This window comes from Enterovibrio norvegicus DSM 15893, assembly GCF_900115495.1.
Lineage (GTDB): Bacteria > Pseudomonadota > Gammaproteobacteria > Enterobacterales > Vibrionaceae > Enterovibrio > Enterovibrio norvegicus.
In genome coordinates this window covers 178,086-198,110 of sequence record NZ_FOWR01000004.1, presented here as the reverse complement: position 1 = coordinate 198,110, position 20,025 = coordinate 178,086, and the positions used below count along the sequence as shown (strand labels likewise).

The window sequence follows — 20,025 nt, the reverse complement described above, 5'->3', positions numbered from 1 at the left end:
CTTGAAAAGCGAGGGCATCTATCAGGAGTTGTGGGGGATCCTGACGTCTTACAATATCGTCCGTTTAGAAATGGCAGCGATGGCGAAAGAGCACAAAGTTGAGCCGCTTAGGATAAGCTTCCTCAATGCGCTATATCTCATCCAAGATGAGTTTATCTGGGCGAGTGGCAGAAGTCCTGGTGCAGTCCCAAATGCACTAAAAATGCTTAGAGAAAATGGCAAACGGCTGATATTACCTAACAAGAGAAAGAGGAAAGCGTACCCTCGGGCAGTGTTGAAAAGACCCGCAAAATATCCAACCAGAACCAGAGAGAAAAAAGCCACTCGCTCTTAAGCGAGCGGCCTTATCCTATCGGGTGGCTTTTTTGCATTTGGCAGAAGCTTTCCAAGCATTCAGCGCGAATCAAATACGTCTAAATCCCATTTATAGAACGCTCAGCGTCTGAGTCTGATTTTTATACTCGATTACCGCACATTGAATTCAGGGAGTGAAGTATGAATAAAATGTCGATACTTCCTTTCATGTTCATCAGCCTAACTGCCTGCTCAGATGAACCTACCGCTTTTTCATCTGGCGCTTTTTCATCTGGTGCTTGCCCATCTGAAACCAACTATTCTCCAGCTTTTCTGAAAAGCGATTTCTATTCTGGCTGGAAACAGTTACACGGGAATGGCACTCGGCGAGCTAACTGTAAAGCTGCAATGCGCTATTTTTCCCGTGGCGTAAGCCAAGGGTCGGTGTTTGAACTCTCGGCACTTTATCTCGACTATTGCGATGATGGCAGCCACATTTTACCGCTCGCTAATAGCAGTATTTACACCGGTGAAAAACAAGAAAACGGCATTGATTACGATGAATTCAAATGGGTACTTGATCTCGCGCTTTGTGACAGTCCAATAGAACAATATGCATTGGGAAACATGCTGGTCAAAGGGTTCATCACCGACAAGGACATACAAAAAGGCATCTATTTCCTTAGCCTCTCTGCACACCAAGAGTATGTTCACGCGCAAGTGTCATTGGCACAGGCATTGGTGGTTGAAGGAGAAACGGATGTCGCTGCTCTTTGGCTGGAGAAAGCCAAAGAAAACGGGGCGCATGTCTTCGCAGCGAAGTAAGAGGCCATCTCACATCTATAAGCGTTCTGAGATGGGAATTTGCAAGAATTTACACTTTGTGTGCTACTCATTTGTATTCATCACACGTAAAGTTACTTTATTGATGGAATGAAACAGAGTGATTGATGCAAAACGATCTTCCCCTATTTTTAGCAGGCCCCATTCTTAGAAGAACCACTGCCAATGAAATTTGCCTGTGGGCGATCACATCACGTCCTTTAGACGCCACCTTTCAGCTTTACGCACCTTCAGATAATGCCCCCCTTTATGTCTCGCCATTCGCTGAACAACCGAGGGTCGAGCTTGGGGATCATTGTCATGTCGTCATGGCGGCCTTCACAGATACGCACACCTTTCCGACTAACGTTCCTCTCGAATACGACATCATCGAAAACGCGACCTCTTTGCTTCGTGACATCAAAGGGTTGCTTTACGACAACGAAGATCGTCCTACCTTTGTGATTTCAACCCAAGCGAATTACATCGCGCATGGCTCTTGCCGTCACCCTCACCACTCCTGTGAAGATGCCCTCGTTGCATTGGACAAGAAAAACAATGGGCTTGATGCGAATGCGCGCGCCGACCTACTCATCATGGGGGGGGATCAAATCTACGCCGATGATGTGTGCGGACCCTTAATGTCCGCTATTCGACAGACCATCACCTTACTCGGAATGCGAGACCAAACATTTGAAGACGCGCCAATATCGGCGTGCAGTGATTTGGCCGAAACCACGATGCTTTATCAACGCGATGCGTTGCTGCCTCGCTCAACCATCAATCATGGGTTGTTCAAACGGCTATTCAAGGCGGAACCTGAGCCTGTTTTCAGTTCAGGGACCACAGAAAATCATCTCATCAGCTTCAACGAATTCATCGCGATGTACATGCTGGTATGGTCGCCTTCTCTGTGGGCATTCATTACCTTGGCAGAAAATGATGAATTTCCGTCGTTGACGACCGAGGAACGCAAACGCTGGGACGATCAAAAATCCGAACTCAAGGCCTTCTGCGCCGGACTGACACAGGTTCGGCGCCTGATGGCACATATTCCGACTTACATGATTTTTGACGATCATGACATCACGGACGACTTCAACCTTACGGTGGGTTGGGAACGCGCAATTTACGAATCTCCCTTTGCGCATGCCATCATCAACAATGGCATGCTGGGATATTTCTTCTGTCAGGGTTGGGGGAACAACCCCGCCGCATTTTCATCGTCTTTCTGGCAAACCGTCACAAGGTTTACTGCAACGCCAAACAGCGCGCACTTGAACGAGGTCATTGCCTTGTTTCAACATTTTGAGCAATGGCAATACACCATTCCAACATCACCCAAAGTGGTGGTGATTGACACACGTACGAGGCGCTGGCGCTCAGAATCCAGTAATAACAAACCGTCAGGCTTGATGGATTGGGAATCTTTGATGGATTTCCAACAAGACGTCTTTAACAATGACGCCGTTGTCGTTGTTTCTCCCGCGCCGATGTTTGGTGTGAAGTTCATTGAAACCATGCAACGTATCGTGACATTTTGCGGGCAACCGCTTGCGACAGATTCCGAGAACTGGATGGCCCACCCAGGTTCAGCCAATGCCCTTTTGAACATCTTCAAACACCCTAAAACACCGAAAAACTTCGTTATTCTGTCAGGGGATGTGCATTACTCATTCGCGTATGACATTCGCCTGCGTTTTCGTAAAGGCAGCCCGAGAATTTGGCAAATTACCTGCAGCGGGTTTAGAAACCAATTCCCAGAGCCTTACTTGTCACTTTTCGAATGGTTTGATCGCAAATTGTTCTGGCCTGAGTCGCCGCTAAATGTGTTTACACGCCGCAAGCGCATGCGTATAGAACGCCGATGCCCAGACAATGGCAGCAATCAGTTTTTGCTAAACCGAAGTGCCATCGGCGAAGTTCACCTGCATGCTGATGGTTCTCCATCACGCATTGGGTTGCTCACTGGCAGAGGGGAAGAAATCGCCTTTCTACCCACAGAAGACGAACAAGAAGCCTTATCCGTAGAATCGGATCGTCAATACCCCTAGTCTGATTCGTACGCTCAGCCCAGTCGGGAAGGTATAAATTCGCCGCGAATCGGCGAGGCAGGATTGACTTGATGACAAGGCTGCGAAATACTCCGCAACCTTAATTTTTGCTACACGCTACAGGTGCCGATATGTCACGCCAACTGCAATACACTTATAAAGGCGAAACCAAAGTCATTACGTTTTCTTATCAACAGCACCGCTCTGCGCACGAAGCCGCGGCTGAAGCTGAAGGCATTGATTTGACTAATTTCCTGAAAATGGAGCTTCAGCTTGAGATGGTGGCGGATACAAAAGCAGTTCGAAACCACCGTGATAGCTATTTCAACAAGCTAGGTTTTGGACGTATCCTTCTTCTGAAAAAAGAAGCTGAGTCCATCAAAGACAAACGCCAACCTGAATAAATATCGACATTCCTTACTGAAATAACGCGATTCCTTCGCAACCTCAAGGTGCTGCCTCAACAAGAATCGAACCTACTGATATCTCGTTGAATCTCGCATCTTGAGGTTGTTTGCGCTTATCGCGTTTCACTTTCAAGAAAACCGCTTCATCCCTTTTGCCGAATACTAGAATCCTTCTCATTTTGTCCCTATTCTCAAATCAGTGAAGTGATTTCTGTAACCCGATTTTTTGCTTGTGGCGTTTACGCGCTGAAGCTTAAGAAGAGAGGCTGTTCACCAAACTCGATGTTGATCGAAACTGGGAAGAACACACCAAAGAAATATCGCCTAGCCCAACGGGCATTGGCTGGATCGGTTAAAGGAGATGTTATGTTAGGCGAAAACCACGCATTGATGTTTGAGTTCCCTGAATACAAAGACAAAATCCACGAACTGAAAATGGCAGATGAAGTCTTCGGTGCAAAAGTCGATGAATACCACGATCTTGACCACAAAATCCGAGGCCTTGAATCTGGCAACGTACCAACTGACGACGCCACGTTTCGCAGTTTAAAAATGCGCCGTGCTCAACTGAAAGACGAGATTTACTCGCAACTTACTCAATAATTGGTGTTTTCCTTGCACCATTTCCCGATAAATGGTGCAAGTCATTCCTCCAATTGTTTTGTTCAATCTCTGCTCCTCGCGATTTCTGCACATAGCCCCATGAAAAAGACAGTATCTCTATCTACGCTTAACGAGCGCCATTTCGATTTTATACACATTCGACTCAAAAATGATACAAAGTTTGTGCAATGAGTTGGGTACGCTAGATAACCATAAAAAAAACAAGTTAATTCCACCGTTTATGCGCAAGGAAGTTCTACCAATGCCTACATTTTTTTTCCGTCCGGTTATTCTTGCCGTACTGATTTTTATCAGTTTTTCTAGTACTGCCGTTGAAAAAACACGTTCATTTGAAAAAACGCTGAATGGCGTTCAATCGATTCTTTACTCGGTGCCAATAAAGGCACGCGCTCTGTTGTCCGACCTAGAAAAAGTGGAGCTGAATGAGAACCAGCCACTCCCTTTGCTCGTTCGTTATTATCTGCAAAAAGCCACGGTTGATATTCTTCTCAATTCACCAGAACAAGCTGTCATTGCTGCCAATAGGGGGATTGAGCTAGCGAAAACTGACCCATTACTTAAAGCAGAGCTTTATCGCCTTGAATTGCGATTAAGCCAAGCCTTTATCATGCAAGGAGACGAAACCTCCGCTTTGCAACAATTAGATGCCCTGCTCGCTGAATCTGAAACCTTGAGCGATCCAGCGGTAACAGCAGAAATACTCTTGGTAAAAGGTCAGGCATACAAAGCACAAAACGAGTACGACATTTCGATGGCCGCGCTAATGAGCTCATTAGATGCCGCCAAAGAAACAGACAATGACATGTTGATAGAACGCATTGCGTCAAACTTAGGCAGCGTTCTCGTGCAACTCAATGGGTTTGATAAAGCCTCTGTGTTACTCGACCAGTCGTATCAATTCTTCCGCTCAAGAAAGATGTCGTTTAACCAACTCTTGGTCAAACTCGACATGGCAGAACTTGCCAGAAAACAAGGCGACAATAAAAAAGCACTGATCGAGTACAAACAGGCGCTGCAAATCGCCCAAGTATTGGGAGACGGTTCTCACCGCTTTCGCATTAACCTCCAAATTGCCGATCTCTTGCTACAAGCGGGTGACACCAAGAACATGATTCGCTATCTGCGTGCGACAGATAACCTACGAGACCGTGAAACCATTCGCTACTACATCAGCAAATACAATCACCTCAAAGCGAACGAGCAATTACTCAATAACAACTTCCAAGCGGCCATCGATCAAGTCACGCCTTTGATTAAAGATCAAGAGACACTCAGCCGCCTCTATCGCACAGAACTTGCGTTATACCTCGTTGCATCCAAAGCCTATTTTGGACTAGAGGACTACAAAAACGCATACCAGACCTTACTCGGCTACCAAGACCGATTCTCCACGTTCAGCTCAGATGAGCAGGTAGATAACCTTGAACGCCAACAAATGCTGTTTAACTTAGAAAAGTTGAAAGCAGAGAACCAAAATTTAAGTTGGAACAACGTGCTTCACACCCTTGAAATCAAGACCAATGAACAACAAGTTGAGTACTTAAACGTTCTTGTGATTGCAGGTATCAGCGCCACCATATTGGCGAGTTTGGTTGCCTTTGGTATTAACCGCCGCCGCATTCGCTGGGGTGAGATTGCCAACACTGATAGCCTCACAGGGCTGTTCAATCGTCGGTATTTCAATTCTCAGCTAGAGACCATGCAAAAAGACATGGTGTCCAGCAACGCCGATGTCAGTTGCTTGCTGCTTGACGTGGATTTCTTTAAGCGCGTCAACGACACATATGGCCACCCTGTTGGGGACAAAGTCCTGATCGGAGTAGCTGAGATGTTCCGCAATAATTTACGGCGCGACGATATTTGCGCCAGAGTCGGCGGTGAAGAGTTTATGTTGCTGTTGCCAAACAGCCAACTCGAACAAGCGGCTGTCATTGCGGAAGATTTAAGGCTACGTATAAGTGAGCTTTCTTTCCACAGCGAGCAAGGGGACCAATTTGGCGTGACAGCGAGTTTCGGCGTGCATCCGGTCAGCGCAAAGCAGTCTCTGTCTGAACTCTACAGTGACGTCGACAAACTGCTTTACCGTGCAAAACAGCACGGACGAAACCGTGTTGAATTGCCAGAAGGTCAAATTGATGGCGACACAACGACAGAGGCACCAGAAGAGGCATTATCGATGATGCAGCGCTCCGAACGCTTCGCTCGCCAGCTTCGTCGCTTGAAGTTCCGATTCGCGCAACATTTCAGCTAACGCTGACGTTAGCGCCACAATATATTGGTTCGAAAAAACAAATCGGTTCGAATTAAAATAAATAGGCTCAATAAATCTATCATTGAGCCAGTCATCAATAAGGGCATGCACATTGAACGAATGCGTTGATGGCATGCCCAATATGTAGATTCTCCAATGCTGAGAAATCCACAGCACTGCCATATTCGCAGTGCGTTAAGGGTTGCAGACAATCAGCCATTGTCTACGTTAAGAGGTGAAAACACATGGCTTGCCTATCCCGCCTTCTCTCACACGCGCATTACTTTTCTTTGTTATCCCTATGGCTTCTCGCAGCACCGACAAACGCCGATACGGTAAACACGCAAAAACATACGTTGAACATTGATGTCTTGGCTACAGGGCTTAACCACCCGTGGTCGATGGTGTTTCTGCCAGAAGGCGATATCTTGGTTTCCGAGCGAAACGGCGTGTTAAAGCGCGTATCTGATAAAGGCGATGTTTCACATGTGTCGGGATTACCAGAAGGCTTGGTATATAAAGGGCAAGGCGGCTTACTGGGACTCGCCCTCTCGCCTGATTTCAGCACAAACAAGATTGTTTATCTCGCCTTTTCCGAGGAAGGACAATTCAGCAAAGCAGGCACGAGCGTGATCCGCGCCAAGCTCCAAGGAAACGCTCTCTCCGATATCACTACGATCTTCCAAACTGCCCCTCGCTTTGCCGGAGGGCGTCATTTCGGTGGCCGCCTGCTGACCACCGATAAGCATCTTTATATCGCGCTCGGTGATCGTGGAAATCGAGATAAAGCCCAGCACCTTGATTCTCATATCGGCAGCGTCATTCGTTTAAATTTAGATGGCAGCACACCGATTGATAACCCGTTTTACGCTCAAAGCACCGCCACCAGCGATGGCACAAAGCCAGAGATATTCAGTTACGGGCACCGAAACATTCAAGGTATGACGTTAGATCCAAAAACAAACACGCTTTGGACACACGAGCATGGTCCCCAAGGTGGCGATGAAGTAAATACCATTGAAGCGGGTGCAAATTACGGCTGGCCGACCATCACGTATGGCGTGAATTACGGCACGGGCTCAAAGATCGGTAAGGGTACGCACGCTGAAGGCATGGAACAACCTCTTCATTTCTGGGTGCCTTCCATTGCGCCATCCGGCTTAACAATCGTGCAAGGCGACACTTTCCCAGAATGGCAAGGAGATTTACTGCTGGGTTCGTTGAAGTTTGGCCTCTTAGTCAGACTTGATATCGAAAATGGCATCATTGTGAATGAAGAACGCATGTTGGATGGCAAATACGGTCGAATTCGTGATGTGGTTGAAGGGCCAGGAGGGAAAATCTACCTGCTAACAGACGCATCCAACGGCCAAATATTGCGATTGCATCCTACACAATAATGTTTCGATTTCGCTGCCATAGAGACAAAGTGTAAAGTTATCCTAACAAGCATAAAATACTAATTTTGCCCAGAAAACGTGAACATTTTCGATTCACAGCGACAAATTAATTATGCAACAAAACGCATTACATAAAAAAAGTGACTACCTGCCCATGATTAAAACTCACTGCCAAGAGTATTGGACAGCCTTAGAACTCAGCATTATAGTCAGTCCATAAAAGAAAAAACGAAGTCACCTTTGCTTGCTAAAATAGACAACCCCCCACAGTCGCGGGGGTTTTGTTTTTATGGGCTCCACGCTTTTCTTCCTACCTCTCCAATGAAAATACGCATTTCATCAAACGAATCTTTGATGTTGTCTATACTCAGTTTATGGCCTTACTTTTCTTAAAGCGCATGAAACTAAAGACTTTTCCATATGCATTGGTATGCTATTCACTTATTTTTGTAAGCTCATTAGCCAACGCTAAAGATCAAGATGCCAAACGGTTTGTCGTCGGTGTCCAGAATTTTCATGATTACTCCCCCTACTCTTCCTTCGTCGACAACACCTATTCTGGTTTTAATAGAGAGTTATTGGATGCTTTCGCACAAGATTATGGCTATGAATTTGTATACATGGCGCTTCCAATTAAGCGCCTATACCGTCACTTTCTCGATGGGGCGGTAGATTTTAAATACCCCGACAATGCCAAATGGAGTGCGACGCAAAAAGAAGGTCACAATATTCTGTACAGCGACCCGATCGTCTCCTTTGTTGATGGCGTCATCGTGTTAAACAAGAACAAGCCAATTCAGCGCAACGCGTTAAGCAAACTCGGGATGATCGCAGGCTTTACGCCGTTGCCCTACCTCAAAGACATAAAAGAGAAACACATTGAAGTATTCGAAACACGAAGCTTAGAGCCACTCTTAAAGATGCTTGCAACAGGCCGTATTGATGGCATCTACACCAACCTGGCGGTGATGAGAAATCAAGTGAGCCATCAAGACAACCAAACGCCCATGTCGATGAGTCAAACATTGCCTCACGTTACTGGCACACGTCACCTATCCACCAAGCTATACCCCGGTATGATTGTGGAGTTTAATCAATTTCTTAAACAAAATAGGAAACGGGTAAACGAGATAAAGCAAAAACACGGATTGCTTTAAGTGGGAAGTGGGAAGTGGGAGGTGGGAAGTGGGAAAATATTTACCCCTATTTCAGAGAGGCAAAATAAAGCCGACGTATTCGTCGGCTTTATTATTACTAAGTAATATCAACATACTTGGTAATCTCAACATACTTGGGTGAATGCACCCCGGTAGGTTGGGTTTATTTCTTGGCGGTTTTACTGTGCAACACTTGATACATAGCGTCTGTGAGTTCGTCAGTCGGGTCGCCTGACAACTCCCACGTAAAGACACCCGCTAACCCCTGCTGCTTCGCCCATTCAGCTTTGGCTTTCACAGAACGCACATCTTCAAATGAGATAAACACTTTCTTCTCAGAGTTCCACAAATAAGGGGCTTGCGATTCTTCATCGTAGCCATACTGATAACCTTGTTCAGCGGTATAATTGGTTTTCAAATCCCAATACATGAAGTAACCCGGCTCACCCGTTCCAAAGCTCGCCCCCTTTTCCGACGCTAAGTCGCTCGTAGGCAAGCTGCCATCAAATTGAGAGCCTTCCCAACCACGGCCGTAAAACGCCGCACCCAATACCAATTTCTCTTTTGGAATGCCGTTTTCAATCATCTGATTAACAAACACATCCGCCCCCATTCCCCACCAGCTTCGCTCGGTTGCGTGGAGGTTCGTCAAATGGCCAGTTTGGGTTCCCCACCCTCCCAAGAAGTCATAGGTCATGGCAAACATGTTATCCATCATAGGGGCAACAGACGGCCAATCGATTTGTGCCGCTTTTGGCCCAACGCCAACAGCAGAAGACAATTCATAGTCTTGGCCGGTTTCTGCTTTCAATGCATCTAACTCCGAGCGCAATGCTGTGATTAACGTGGTGAATGCTTCACGCTCAGAGGCTTTTTGTTCATCTGTTAGCTTAGTTTCAGGGTTCCAAGGAGACGTTGTTAAGCCACCACCACCCGGGTACTCCCAGTCAAGATCAATACCGCCGAAGAAATCATACTCGGCAATGAGTGCCACCGCAGATTTAGCGAAGTGCTTAATAGCATCATCATCTTTGGCCATTGCATGGAAAGGTTCAGACATGGTCCACCCGCCGAAGGACGGTAAAATGGTGATATCTGGGTTGTCTTTTTTAAGCTGCGCTAACTGCGCAAAGTGGCCTTTAAACGGAACGTCCACCGACACCGAACCAAAATCGATTTCCAACGCGGCTTCTTGATCGACAACCACAGCAGAGAATGGTGCTTTCCCCTTGCACGCAGTTTCTACCTGCTTTTGAACCAACTCTGACGCACTATTGTGAGGCCCACACATACTTAAAAATGCGTATATAACATGCGTCATCTTATCCGCGGGAATATCCGCAACGGTATACGGATTGTCAAGGTTGGCATATTGCCAATCTGCGAAATACCCACCCACTATGTTGTTTTCGGCGAAAATTGGCGTCGCTATACACGCGCTCAATACCGCGCCTGCGAGGATAGTTTTCATGTCATCTCCTTCCATGAGGTTCATTGCTAAGCGACTAATTATTAAACAATATGCGCGCTTATTAATGTCGCTCATGTTCCGAAGGAAACGTTCTTAACAGCGCCATTACAAAGTTTGCGAGTGTGACGTTCTTTTACTGCAGGAAAGGCGAGTGAATGTGCATTTATTTGTTTAGCAACGCACAGTTATCTTTATGCTTGGGTCACGGGCTAACGCTGTGGCACAGCAAAGACATTCCGTTTTTTGAAGCGAGAGAGTATGCTTCACTTATCGTGTTAAAAATCATGTCTTTGCTCAATTTTTTTCGGCCTGCCTTTAGATTCGCCATTGCAAAGCATCAATCAAGGATTTTACGTTGAGCAACAAACTGATCAGTATCGATTTGTTTTTCGTCATTGAAAGGCTGCTACCCGGTAAACGCACGGTAGAGCTTTTCCGCAGCAACAATAAACACCTACCAGTGACGACCTTGCCATTAACCCACTACGATTCCGCGTCTTCTCTTCAGTTGGCGTTATTCAAGTACTGCATTAACTACGCCGCGTTTTCACAAGGCAAACCACTGGCGGATGACTACGCCATTGATGGCAATGATGATCAAATTCAACCTGCGACCCAAATCGTTGCGGGTTTCATTCGTGGTTCGTATTGGTGGGTTGAGCACTATTTAGAAGTGTATCGAGATGATTGGAGTGAAGATCAGAAAGACCGCTGGTTAAGAGATTTTAAGCTCCTCGTGCAAGCCATCATAGGCATTGGTAACTGTACAAAAGCAGAATGGTTAATCCGAAACCACGGCGCGATCAAGGCACTGACTTACAGTAGCCATAGCGCACCATTTTTGCAGCACTACGACTAAGCCCACCAGCGACTTATCTCCGTAAAACACAAAAAAGACTGCTAATCTTGCAGTCTTTTCGTTTCGTGTAGACTCCCCCTATTTCGACCTTCACACTTTTCTCTGTCGCAGTTTCGTCATTTTTCTCTATTACACTAAACACTATGCTCTCACTCATTTAGGTTCTGGTGAAAAGACTCAAACGCTACCAATACGAACGCTACGCCATACTGTGTCGAGATGCTTACCCAAAAGTCTTCGATCATGAACGCTATGGATTTTCACCAGATGGCCGCATTGATATCCACAATCGATGGGGAAAAACCATCATTCGCGTATTGTGGCGAGACGAAGGAGATGCGGTGGTGGTATTTAAAGGATCGCAAAGTGTGTGGGATTGGCTGTTAAATTTGGTCTTCATCCCCACCCGCGTTGATGCACCTAAACATGCGGGATATGTGCATTGGGGATTCCACTTTTTGCTTCGACAACCCAGTATACCGAGAAGGATCAATCGCCATCGTGATATCGCGAACCTGCCTGCAGGGTTGCAAGCCGACCTTGTTCACTCAAGAGAACGCTCAGCGTTAAATGGACATTCTGTAATGGAAAAGTTAGAGCACTGTCTGCTTCCTCTGATCGAGCAAGGCAAGCGATTGTCTTTCACGGGGCATTCATCAGGTGGAAGCATGGCAATCATCGCGGGCGAAATCTTGGAGCAAACCTATCCCAATTGCATTAAACGTATCGTCACGTTTGGACAGCCAGCAACAGGGTATTGGAATTTCAAAAAACGATACCGTTTAAATGCAAAAACCTATCGTATTTGTTGCGATGTTGACATGGTGACGTTTCTGCCAGGTATTCCCCTGCTTTTTTGGCATGTTGGCGAGTTACTTTGGCTACACAACGATAAAATCTATCGCAATATGCCGTCTTTAATTCGTATTTTTCGAGTACTAATAAGTTGGCTACTGCGCCCGATTTCGTATCACTTTATGGACAAATATATCAGAAGAAAAAACTATTTTGACAAACATTAGCGCATTATCACCCCACCGTTTAAAACAAGCGCTATTCCCCACATCTATGAATACATTAGTAAAACCTAAATGATTAATTAGTGATATTCAGAGAAAGGCAAAGTGAGATAAAAATCTCACAACTCATACTTTACTCATCGTAAATCAATATATGCAAACAGCCATCTGGTAATGAAAACACAAACTTTACTCATCCTAAAACCACAACACTCCTATGAAGTTCTCGTTAAATAATATCAAAAATCAAAACGCCTCATTAATGAGACAGTAATTGTTTAGTGAGTTACATATTCTCTCGTCATCTGCTGGGCAATGCATTGCCCTAGCACCGAAAACCTTTCAAGTGTATCTAACGTCGGTCCTCATCAAAGCCATGAAGCTGAGTAGCGACGCACCACATGATGAAAGGTTAACTTTTTGGGTAAAGGGATTTTATATGAACATGAAGAAAACGTTGATCTCAACAGCAATAATCGCGAGCACCTTCGTTTCTGCTCAAGCAGCCGCAAATTGTGCAGGTAATGTTTATTCAATGAACGCTGGTCGCGGCCATGTTGGACTGCTGTTAGATGTACAAGAGGCCGAAGTAATGGGCAGCTTGTACAGTGCTGATGCGTCTGACCGCAGCGCATATAATTCGCGTGCACTGTTTAGTGCTTCAAGCATGTCGTACGATCGAATCACTGACCGTCTCTATTACACCAATGCGCCTCAGCCGACGTCATATCATGTGACTGGTGCTCAAAATGACGTAACTGCTGAAGAGTTGAAGAGCTTAGATCTCCACGCTAAAACCATAGAAGCATTTCAACTGGCCTATTTCGATCCAGCGACAGGCAATCATGTGAACGGCCCAACGGTGAAGAAGCAGATTTTGCGCATGGCCTTTGATCCTGACTCAGGGGAGCTTTTCGCATCAGATTCTCAAACCATTTTCAGCGTTGACCCGGTGACAGGGGCAATCACTCATCTGGGTAATTTTGACTCTGGCTTAAAGAATGGCGGATTTTCAAACTGGGGGGATTTCGTCTTCCAAGATGGTGAACTCTTGTTTGTCACAAATGGCCGTACATTCTCTATCAATACGACCACGGGCGCACAAACATTTAAAGCCTTCCATTTCGTCGATTTCATTGCAGCAGCAACGTTGGACCAAAATGGACAAATGCTTATTGCGGCAAAAAATCAAAATGTTTCCGGCAACGTAAACAGCAACATTCTTTACCGCATTAAACCATCTACAGGTGAGAAAAAGCGTGTTGGTCTCTTCCCGAGCCGTATCAGTGCCATGGCAACCGTGACGTCTGAAGACCATACCTGTTACGAGAAAACTGTATTCCCTAGCGATTCAAAACCAGAAGTGTCTGGCTTTGCTGCTAATGCAGGTTCAGTGAGTGAAGGCTCCACAGCTTACTTCACTGCGTCATTTGATAAGGAAACAGCGAACGCAACGACTCAGATTCGTTTAGCGCTTAAAAATGGCAGCGCGCTTTTGAACAGCGACTACCGCAATACAGTTGAGTTACTCTATTCAGATGGCACTACAGCATCGGCGACGATTTCTTCAACTCTCACTGCGGTCACCATGCCACAAGGTGTTACTTCAGTGCGCATTGGCGTGCCAACAGTGAATGATTCAACCCATGAGGACAATGAATACTTCACGATGCAGGCGTGGATCAATGACGATAAGAGTGATCTTGGCACTGCTAACGTCACCATCGTTGATAACGATCCTGACTACTATGAAGTAGTTCAGTCTATTGCCGAGGGTTCGGGTGTTGCTTGGCATGGCAGCCAAGGTCGAAACCCAGCCCTTATTCGAGGTATACATGCTTACATCAATAGCGGTTATAGCCTCCCTCCGGGCGGAATTAGACTCGAAATTATTGTGAATGGTTCAGGATCACGCTGGCATACAATCACATCTACTGGAGGATTCTATTATGGCGACAGTAACACTGAATTAAGAATGTATGATGGGCAGGTCGCATGGGGCAAACTTCACTACGGCGGCAGAACTTATAACATCCGACGCGGTACAAAAGCTCAATACGGTTCCAACCCTAGTGTAATCTGCACCAATGGTTGCTAACTAAAACACAACAAAAAAGGGGAGCGACATGTCGCTCCCCTTTTTACTTTTTCTTTGTGTCTCAACGTTTGCTACGCTGCAAAAACTTATCCAATTCATTGGCAAATTTCTGGCGATCTTGCTGACTCAGTGCAGCAGGCCCCCCCATCTGCACACCACTCGAACGCATAGTATCCATGAAGTCACGCATGTTAAGACGTTGTCGAATATTCTCTAGCGTATACAGCTCACCGCGCGGGTTTAACGCTAACGCTTTTTGCTCAATCACTTCAGCAGCCAAAGGAATATCAGCGGTGATCACCAAATCCCCCACTTCAACACGCTTGACGATTTCGTCATCCGCGACATCAAACCCTTTTTCAACTTGGAGACTAGATATATAACGCGAAGGAGGCGTTCTTAGCCCTTGGTTTGCAACAAGCACCACAGGCGTTTGGGTTCTGTCTGCGGCTCTAAAAAGCACTTCTTTAATCACTGCCGGACATGCATCAGCATCGACCCAAATGGTTGCCATGTATATTTTCCTCAAACATCAATTGCAGCGAACATTATCAGCCAAACTCTGGCTAAGCAATATCTCTCATTCCGCGCTAGGTTTTCCGGCCTTCTGAACGGCATAAAATGTAGCGATATCCGCCAAATCTTGATCATTTAAAGCAGAAAGCTGTTGCTGCATCATTTTCGCCATGACACCGCCACGCTCGCTCTGCTGATAACCTTGCATGGCGCTAAACAAGTATTGCGCATTTTGACCGTTCAGGTGCGGATAATCATCGCGCTGACTATACCCCGTTACACCATGACAAAATTGACAGGAGTAAGCCTTGTTTTGCCCCAAATCCGAGTTTCCTACAGGCATGTCCGCCGATAGGGGTAACGAGGTAAAAAATACTGATAAAGCAATAAAATAGCGTAGTAACATTCGACTTCTCCTTTTCTAGCGGCATCATAGCGATACGCGTTAGAAATGCACGAAATCAATGAACGCATTCGAACAGATGCTCAAAAATCCATCATCAGCTCTTCAACTTTCGATACACTGTCGCCGTTCTCAACATCCTATACTCGGCTCGATATTGGATTAGATATCGCTTAACCCCTCCAATATCACAGTATTTATCTCTTTGCGCATCTTGGTGCATATTTAAATGGCCCGTTTATTTCTGGCTAGGCGACAAAGGCGATAGTTGACATGTTTTCTTCATCGACTTGTCACCAATAGTTAACAATGTAGAACCAAAATCCGCAGCCATAACGATAAGAAATTCCCCCTTAAATACAGAAAGTAAAGGAAGACAACGTGAGCGAATATAATCAACATGACGACCAACGCCCGCTAGACAGCGAGCCTGCATTTAATCGTTTCATTGATGCTGCGATGAATCGCCGTAACTTCCTGCGTGCTACTGGCGCAGCTGGCACGGTGGCTTTTTTTGCTGCGACTCCGGTAGCACAAGCCGTTGCCGGTACAATGAAAAAAAGCGAACTTATGGGCTTTGAAGCCATCCCAATTTCAACGGCAGATACAGTCATCGTTCCTAAAGGTTATGTGGCAGAGCCGCTGATCTCTTGGGGTGATGCACTGTTTGCTAACTCGCCTAAGTTCAGCCAAAGCAACGACTCAAAAGCACAAGAAATGCAATACGGCGATAACACCGACGGCATGACCTTTTTCCCTATCTCAGACACACGTGCAGTTTTAGTGGCAAACAACGAATACACCAATAACGAGTACCTATATCCACACCAAGGCGAAAATATTTCTGCTGATGATGTGCGCAAATCTCAGGCTGCTCACGCCGTCTCTATCGTTGAATTGGTCAAAAAAGACGGCAAGTGGCAAGTGAACACTGAAGGTCGGCTAAATCGCAAACTCACCGCCTATACGCCCATGGAAATGACAGGTCCAGCGGCGGGTCATGATTTATTGAAAACCAAAGATGACCCAACAGGAACGAAAATACTGGGCACATACAACAACTGCGCAAACGGTCAAACCCCATGGGGGACCTATCTTGCCTGTGAAGAAAACTTCAATGGTTACTTTGCTGCGTCTAAAGAGGTTGAGTTAACAGACGAATACAAACGTTACGGTGTAAAAGAGAAAGACTGGGGCTATGACTGGTGGAAACACGATGATCGCTTCGATATCGCGAAAACACCCAACGAGCCAAACCGTTTTGGTTGGGTTGTCGAAATCGATCCAATGAACCCAAATTCAACACCGAAGAAACGCTCTACACTGGGCCGTTTTAAGCATGAAAACGCCGCGATGGCGATCAACGATGACGGCCACGTTGTTGTGTATCTGGGTGATGATGAACGCGGTGAGCATCTGTACAAATTTGTTTCTAAAAACAAATATAAGCCTGGTACCCACAGTTCCAACCTAGACCTTTTGGAAGAAGGCACGCTTTACGTTGCAAAACTGGACGGAAAAGAAGGCGAGCTTAAAGGCAACGGCCAATGGCTAGAGCTGACCTTCGGTAAAAATGGCCTCACGCCTGAAAACGGCTTCAACAGCCAAGCCGAAGTGATGATCTTTGCACGTAAAGCCGCAACACATGTTGGCGCAACCACCATGGATCGCCCTGAATGGGTTGCCGTTCACCCAGATAACAAACACGTTTTCTGTACGCTAACCAACAACAAATACCGTGGTGTGAAAGACACACAACCGGTTAATGTTGCCAATCCACGCGTTGAAAACCCTTATGGACACATCATTCGATGGGAACCAAAAGGTGGCGACCACACGGCGACAGACTTCGATTGGGATCTGTTCGTGATGGCAGGTAACCCGGAAGTACACAAAGGCTTGATGGCCGGAACGGATAACGTTAACAAGGACAACATGTTCAACAGCCCTGATGGCTTAGGGTTTGATGCGGCTGGGCGCATGTGGATCATGACGGACGGCAAATATTCGAACAAAGACAACTTCGCAGGCATGGGTAACAATCAAATGCTGTGTGCGGATCCAAAAACAGGGGAAATTCGCCGTTTCTTAACAGGCCCTATCGCATGTGAAGTCACGGGGCTGACATTCTCACCCGATTACAAAACCATGTTTGTCGGTATTCAACACCCAGGTGAAGGTCTCGCGCCTTCCCATTTCCCAGAAGGTGGCAATGCAATCCCGCGTTCGACTGTCATGCGAATTACACGCAAAGACGGCGGCGTGATTGGCGCATAACCCGCCCATGTTTTTCGTAAGATAGCTCGAGATAAACGCAAGCCTACTAAAAAGCCCCATTAGCAATAATGGGGCTTTTCGTTTTCACGCGAAAGTATTCATCAAGATGAAGGCGACACTATTGAGGGCTGATCAGCACCGAGCGCATGCTGTTGCTGCCATGAGAAATACCCATCACAGGAAAACTCAATATATCGTCATCATTCTTCGCGCCCAGCGCATACAACAACGGCCAGTAATGCTCGGGGGTAGGAATCGCGAGTTCGATGTCTTCCCCCAATGAACTGTAATCGATCAGAGACTCGATGTCGTTTTGCACCATGTGATGCGCCATTTTTGCGTCCGCATGCAACGCCCACGGGTAAGCGTGATCTTCGCGAGGATCGATCACTGTGAGGTTATGGACAATGTTGCCACTCGCGAGAATGAGAACATTTTCATAACGCAAAAAGTCGAGTGCTTTGCCGCGTTCAAAATGCTCTCGCGCCGACAAATTCATGTCCAAACTCATTTGTACAACAGGGACATTTGCATCTGGATACATGTGCCGAAGTACCGTCCATGCACCATGATCGATTCCCCATCCTTCATCTAGCTCAATGTCGAACGGGAGACGTCCTGCAATGTCTCTAGCTAACGACGGCGCACCAGGAGCTTTGTATTCAATGACGTTGAGCCTCGTATCGATGGGCCCAAAATCGTAGATCGTTTTTGGATAGTCGGCTGTTGTAATGCGCGTGCCGCGTGTCATCCAATGTGCGGAAATGCATAAGATTGCCTTAGGCACTGCCATGCCTCTTGCGATTTGTTTCCAAGCATTCGTGTAACGGTTTTCAGATAACGTATAAATCGGCGTCCCGTGCCCGATAAACAGCGCAGGCATTCTTTGGCCCATACTCGCCTGCGTAGGTAGTGACATTCAGTTCTCCCCTTTTTGTCAGATATCCATTGGCTACATTTTTGTTGTTTTTCGTAGCACGACTCATTGCCTCCTTTTGGTGCACTATGAATAAGACATTTAGGACATAAAATCCCAGTCAATAAGATACAGATGCCCTCCAACACAAAAAACAGACATAAACAGAATTGACCTTTCGTCAAAACTGAACAATCTCCATTAATTTAATTACATTCAGCAACTTAGTTGAATTTCAAATTTTGATAAGATAGCAATGATTCACTGAGTGTCAGTGCTATGTGTGTAGAGATTGCGTGTAAATCGCACGCAAGATTGTCGCATTGTCAGCAGTTGCTCGAATCAACCACTCAGTCCGTCGAGCAAATTGCAGACGCTTGTGGGTTCAATAATGCTGTCACCTTACGACATCACTTTAAAAAATCATTTGGTATCTCACCGTCGGCATGGAGAAAGCTATTTGAAACCCCACTTTCAAACAACAAACTAAGACTAAAATAAGGGTAAAATAAACCACTTTACCCTTGTCTAAATGAATAGAATCTAAAATATTCAATGTATTAGACAAGGGATTTTTATTGTTCTCGTTACAAACTCATTCTTTTAAATGTAAATTTTTCAAACAAAACCCTCGTAAAACTCATTCTTCATTCATTCTAATTTATGCAATTTGTTCAAATATCATCTTTTCATTGAAAGCGCTTTCACGTTTAGCCAAACTTTATGTGACCAAGATGTAAACAAATCAGTACCAACCCTCCCGTACATTGGCGCTGATTACATTCAGCATAAACAGAAAACAGTCTCGTGAATGTAGTGATTAACTCTCTGGATAGCCTAACGATGAAAAAACAGTGAATGTCAGGTTATTTGGATAAACACGTGTAAACATTCTCTTTTAGCTAAGATAGCAGCCCAACTCACAATCATCGGTGGTTGGGATTTTTTTTGCCTTTTTTGAGGGGTTAAAAACTAACTGTCGTGTTTCGTAAGAGGGAAGAAGAAATGAAAAACCCACGCCGGCCCAATGAGTAAGAACTGAATATCCTTAAAGAAAGACGGTTTTTTACCCTCGATATGATGGCCAACGAATTGCAGTATCCAGAGTGGGATAAACAGTGCCGATGACAACACAAACACGCTCACTTGGGCATGTTGAAGCTGGACTAAGATCAGAGTACAAAACATGGAGAAAGCCGTCATCACGATGAATGCTTTGATTGACATCATGGCGTAGAAACCCAGCACAAATGCCAGCACGATGAAATACGGCGCTATGTTCACACCCGCAACAGATAGCGACGGAATGAGCCATAAAAAGCCCGCCACGGAAAAGAAAATCCCAGGAACGGCGACCTTATGAATTTTTTGGTTAGTGGGGTTCTGGTGGCTCTCGCCATACTCCTCAAACCATAGATCTAACGATTTCATTCGTAACATTCCTTGTTCTTGTTAGC

17 protein-coding genes and 1 pseudogene are annotated in these 20,025 nt (G+C 45.8%); 13 read left to right on the top strand and 5 right to left on the bottom strand.

The window, feature by feature from the left end; genetic code table 11:
• From BM082_RS04135 to BM082_RS04100, 8 genes and pseudogenes are all read left to right on the top strand, one after another.
• Positions 1 to 334: pseudogene (locus BM082_RS04135) on the top strand (IS4 family transposase); the annotation flags it as partial.
• Positions 335 to 495: 161 nt separating this feature from the next.
• A complete protein-coding gene (locus BM082_RS04130) occupies positions 496 to 1,119 on the top strand; it encodes an SEL1-like repeat protein (RefSeq protein ID WP_017007989.1) in 624 nt (207 codons plus the stop codon).
• 125 nt (positions 1,120 to 1,244) lie between these two features.
• Positions 1,245 to 3,170 carry a metallophosphoesterase family protein gene (locus BM082_RS04125; protein ID WP_074925396.1) on the top strand — a complete coding sequence of 642 codons (1,926 nt, stop codon included), beginning with the start codon at positions 1,245 to 1,247 and terminating at the stop codon, positions 3,168 to 3,170.
• A gap of 131 nt (positions 3,171 to 3,301) precedes the next feature.
• The gene (locus BM082_RS04120) at positions 3,302 to 3,574 is read left to right on the top strand and encodes a DUF2960 family protein (protein ID WP_017007987.1); all 273 of its coding nucleotides are present in this window, start codon (positions 3,302 to 3,304) and stop codon (positions 3,572 to 3,574) included.
• A gap of 369 nt (positions 3,575 to 3,943) precedes the next feature.
• Positions 3,944 to 4,180, top strand: a complete 237-nt coding sequence (locus tag BM082_RS04115) for an HP1242/YdcH family protein (protein WP_017007985.1) — start codon at positions 3,944 to 3,946, stop codon at positions 4,178 to 4,180.
• A 262-nt stretch (positions 4,181 to 4,442) separates the two neighbouring features.
• Complete coding sequence (locus BM082_RS04110) at positions 4,443 to 6,452, top strand: tetratricopeptide repeat-containing diguanylate cyclase (RefSeq protein WP_017017906.1); 2,010 nt, start codon at positions 4,443 to 4,445, stop codon at positions 6,450 to 6,452.
• 245 nt (positions 6,453 to 6,697) lie between these two features.
• A complete protein-coding gene (locus BM082_RS04105) occupies positions 6,698 to 7,852 on the top strand; it encodes a PQQ-dependent sugar dehydrogenase (RefSeq protein WP_017017907.1) in 1,155 nt (384 codons plus the stop codon).
• Positions 7,853 to 8,133: 281 nt separating this feature from the next.
• Complete coding sequence (locus tag BM082_RS04100) at positions 8,134 to 9,009, top strand: substrate-binding periplasmic protein (RefSeq protein ID WP_241814566.1); 876 nt, start codon at positions 8,134 to 8,136, stop codon at positions 9,007 to 9,009.
• Between the two features lie 163 nt (positions 9,010 to 9,172).
• Here the strand turns inward: BM082_RS04100 and BM082_RS04095 are convergent, their stop codons facing one another.
• Positions 9,173 to 10,480, bottom strand: coding sequence for a glycoside hydrolase family 18 protein (locus tag BM082_RS04095; protein WP_017015301.1), 1,308 nt, complete (start codon positions 10,478 to 10,480; stop codon positions 9,173 to 9,175).
• Positions 10,481 to 10,835: 355 nt separating this feature from the next.
• On the opposite strand from BM082_RS04095, the gene BM082_RS04085 reads away from it, so the two are divergent.
• From BM082_RS04085 to BM082_RS04075, 3 genes are all read left to right on the top strand, one after another.
• Positions 10,836 to 11,339 (top strand): hypothetical protein, encoded by a 504-nt coding sequence (locus BM082_RS04085; protein ID WP_017007979.1) that lies wholly within the window; start codon positions 10,836 to 10,838, stop codon positions 11,337 to 11,339.
• A 167-nt stretch (positions 11,340 to 11,506) separates the two neighbouring features.
• A complete protein-coding gene (locus BM082_RS04080) occupies positions 11,507 to 12,361 on the top strand; it encodes a lipase family protein (protein ID WP_017015300.1) in 855 nt (284 codons plus the stop codon).
• Between the two features lie 436 nt (positions 12,362 to 12,797).
• The gene (locus BM082_RS04075) at positions 12,798 to 14,456 is read left to right on the top strand and encodes a YncE family protein (RefSeq protein WP_017015299.1); all 1,659 of its coding nucleotides are present in this window, start codon (positions 12,798 to 12,800) and stop codon (positions 14,454 to 14,456) included.
• 61 nt (positions 14,457 to 14,517) lie between these two features.
• Here the strand turns inward: BM082_RS04075 and BM082_RS04070 are convergent, their stop codons facing one another.
• Entirely contained in the window at positions 14,518 to 14,970 is a 453-nt protein-coding gene (locus BM082_RS04070) for a YaiI/YqxD family protein (RefSeq protein WP_017008967.1), read from the bottom strand.
• A gap of 66 nt (positions 14,971 to 15,036) precedes the next feature.
• Positions 15,037 to 15,378, bottom strand: coding sequence for a c-type cytochrome (locus tag BM082_RS04065; protein WP_017015298.1), 342 nt, complete (start codon positions 15,376 to 15,378; stop codon positions 15,037 to 15,039).
• Positions 15,379 to 15,834: 456 nt separating this feature from the next.
• On the opposite strand from BM082_RS04065, the gene BM082_RS04060 reads away from it, so the two are divergent.
• The gene (locus tag BM082_RS04060) at positions 15,835 to 17,652 is read left to right on the top strand and encodes a PhoX family protein (protein WP_208862514.1); all 1,818 of its coding nucleotides are present in this window, start codon (positions 15,835 to 15,837) and stop codon (positions 17,650 to 17,652) included.
• Positions 17,653 to 17,770: 118 nt separating this feature from the next.
• On the opposite strand, the gene ygiD is transcribed toward BM082_RS04060, so the two are convergent.
• On the bottom strand, positions 17,771 to 18,571 hold the full coding sequence (gene ygiD / locus BM082_RS04055; protein WP_074925392.1) for a 4,5-DOPA-extradiol-dioxygenase: 801 nt from the start codon (positions 18,569 to 18,571) through the stop codon (positions 17,771 to 17,773).
• 276 nt (positions 18,572 to 18,847) lie between these two features.
• On the opposite strand from ygiD, the gene BM082_RS25480 reads away from it, so the two are divergent.
• On the top strand, positions 18,848 to 19,069 hold the full coding sequence (locus tag BM082_RS25480) for a helix-turn-helix domain-containing protein (protein WP_074925391.1): 222 nt from the start codon (positions 18,848 to 18,850) through the stop codon (positions 19,067 to 19,069).
• Between the two features lie 471 nt (positions 19,070 to 19,540).
• Here BM082_RS25480 and BM082_RS04045 read toward each other — a convergent pair whose 3' ends face one another.
• Positions 19,541 to 19,999 (bottom strand): Mpo1 family 2-hydroxy fatty acid dioxygenase, encoded by a 459-nt coding sequence (locus BM082_RS04045; protein WP_017015295.1) that lies wholly within the window; start codon positions 19,997 to 19,999, stop codon positions 19,541 to 19,543.
• Positions 20,000 to 20,025 lie beyond the last annotated feature (26 nt).

Bases quoted from the DNA above. Each gene is read 5' to 3' on its own strand.
- BM082_RS04130 (WP_017007989.1), top strand. From the start codon at position 496: ATGAATAAAATGTCGATACTTCCTTTCATGTTCATCAGCCTAACTGCC.
- BM082_RS04125 (WP_074925396.1), top strand. From the start codon at position 1,245: ATGCAAAACGATCTTCCCCTATTTTTAGCAGGCCCCATTCTTAGAAGA.
- BM082_RS04120 (WP_017007987.1), top strand. From the start codon at position 3,302: ATGTCACGCCAACTGCAATACACTTATAAAGGCGAAACCAAAGTCATT.
- BM082_RS04115 (WP_017007985.1), top strand. From the start codon at position 3,944: ATGTTAGGCGAAAACCACGCATTGATGTTTGAGTTCCCTGAATACAAA.
- BM082_RS04110 (WP_017017906.1), top strand. From the start codon at position 4,443: ATGCCTACATTTTTTTTCCGTCCGGTTATTCTTGCCGTACTGATTTTT.
- BM082_RS04105 (WP_017017907.1), top strand. From the start codon at position 6,698: ATGGCTTGCCTATCCCGCCTTCTCTCACACGCGCATTACTTTTCTTTG.
- BM082_RS04095 (WP_017015301.1), bottom strand. From the start codon at position 10,480: ATGAAAACTATCCTCGCAGGCGCGGTATTGAGCGCGTGTATAGCGACG.
- BM082_RS04075 (WP_017015299.1), top strand. From the start codon at position 12,798: ATGAACATGAAGAAAACGTTGATCTCAACAGCAATAATCGCGAGCACC.
- BM082_RS04070 (WP_017008967.1), bottom strand. From the start codon at position 14,970: ATGGCAACCATTTGGGTCGATGCTGATGCATGTCCGGCAGTGATTAAA.
- BM082_RS04065 (WP_017015298.1), bottom strand. From the start codon at position 15,378: ATGTTACTACGCTATTTTATTGCTTTATCAGTATTTTTTACCTCGTTA.
- BM082_RS04060 (WP_208862514.1), top strand. From the start codon at position 15,835: ATGAATCGCCGTAACTTCCTGCGTGCTACTGGCGCAGCTGGCACGGTG.
- ygiD (WP_074925392.1), bottom strand. From the start codon at position 18,571: ATGTCACTACCTACGCAGGCGAGTATGGGCCAAAGAATGCCTGCGCTG.
- BM082_RS25480 (WP_074925391.1), top strand. From the start codon at position 18,848: ATGTGTGTAGAGATTGCGTGTAAATCGCACGCAAGATTGTCGCATTGT.
- BM082_RS04045 (WP_017015295.1), bottom strand. From the start codon at position 19,999: ATGAAATCGTTAGATCTATGGTTTGAGGAGTATGGCGAGAGCCACCAG.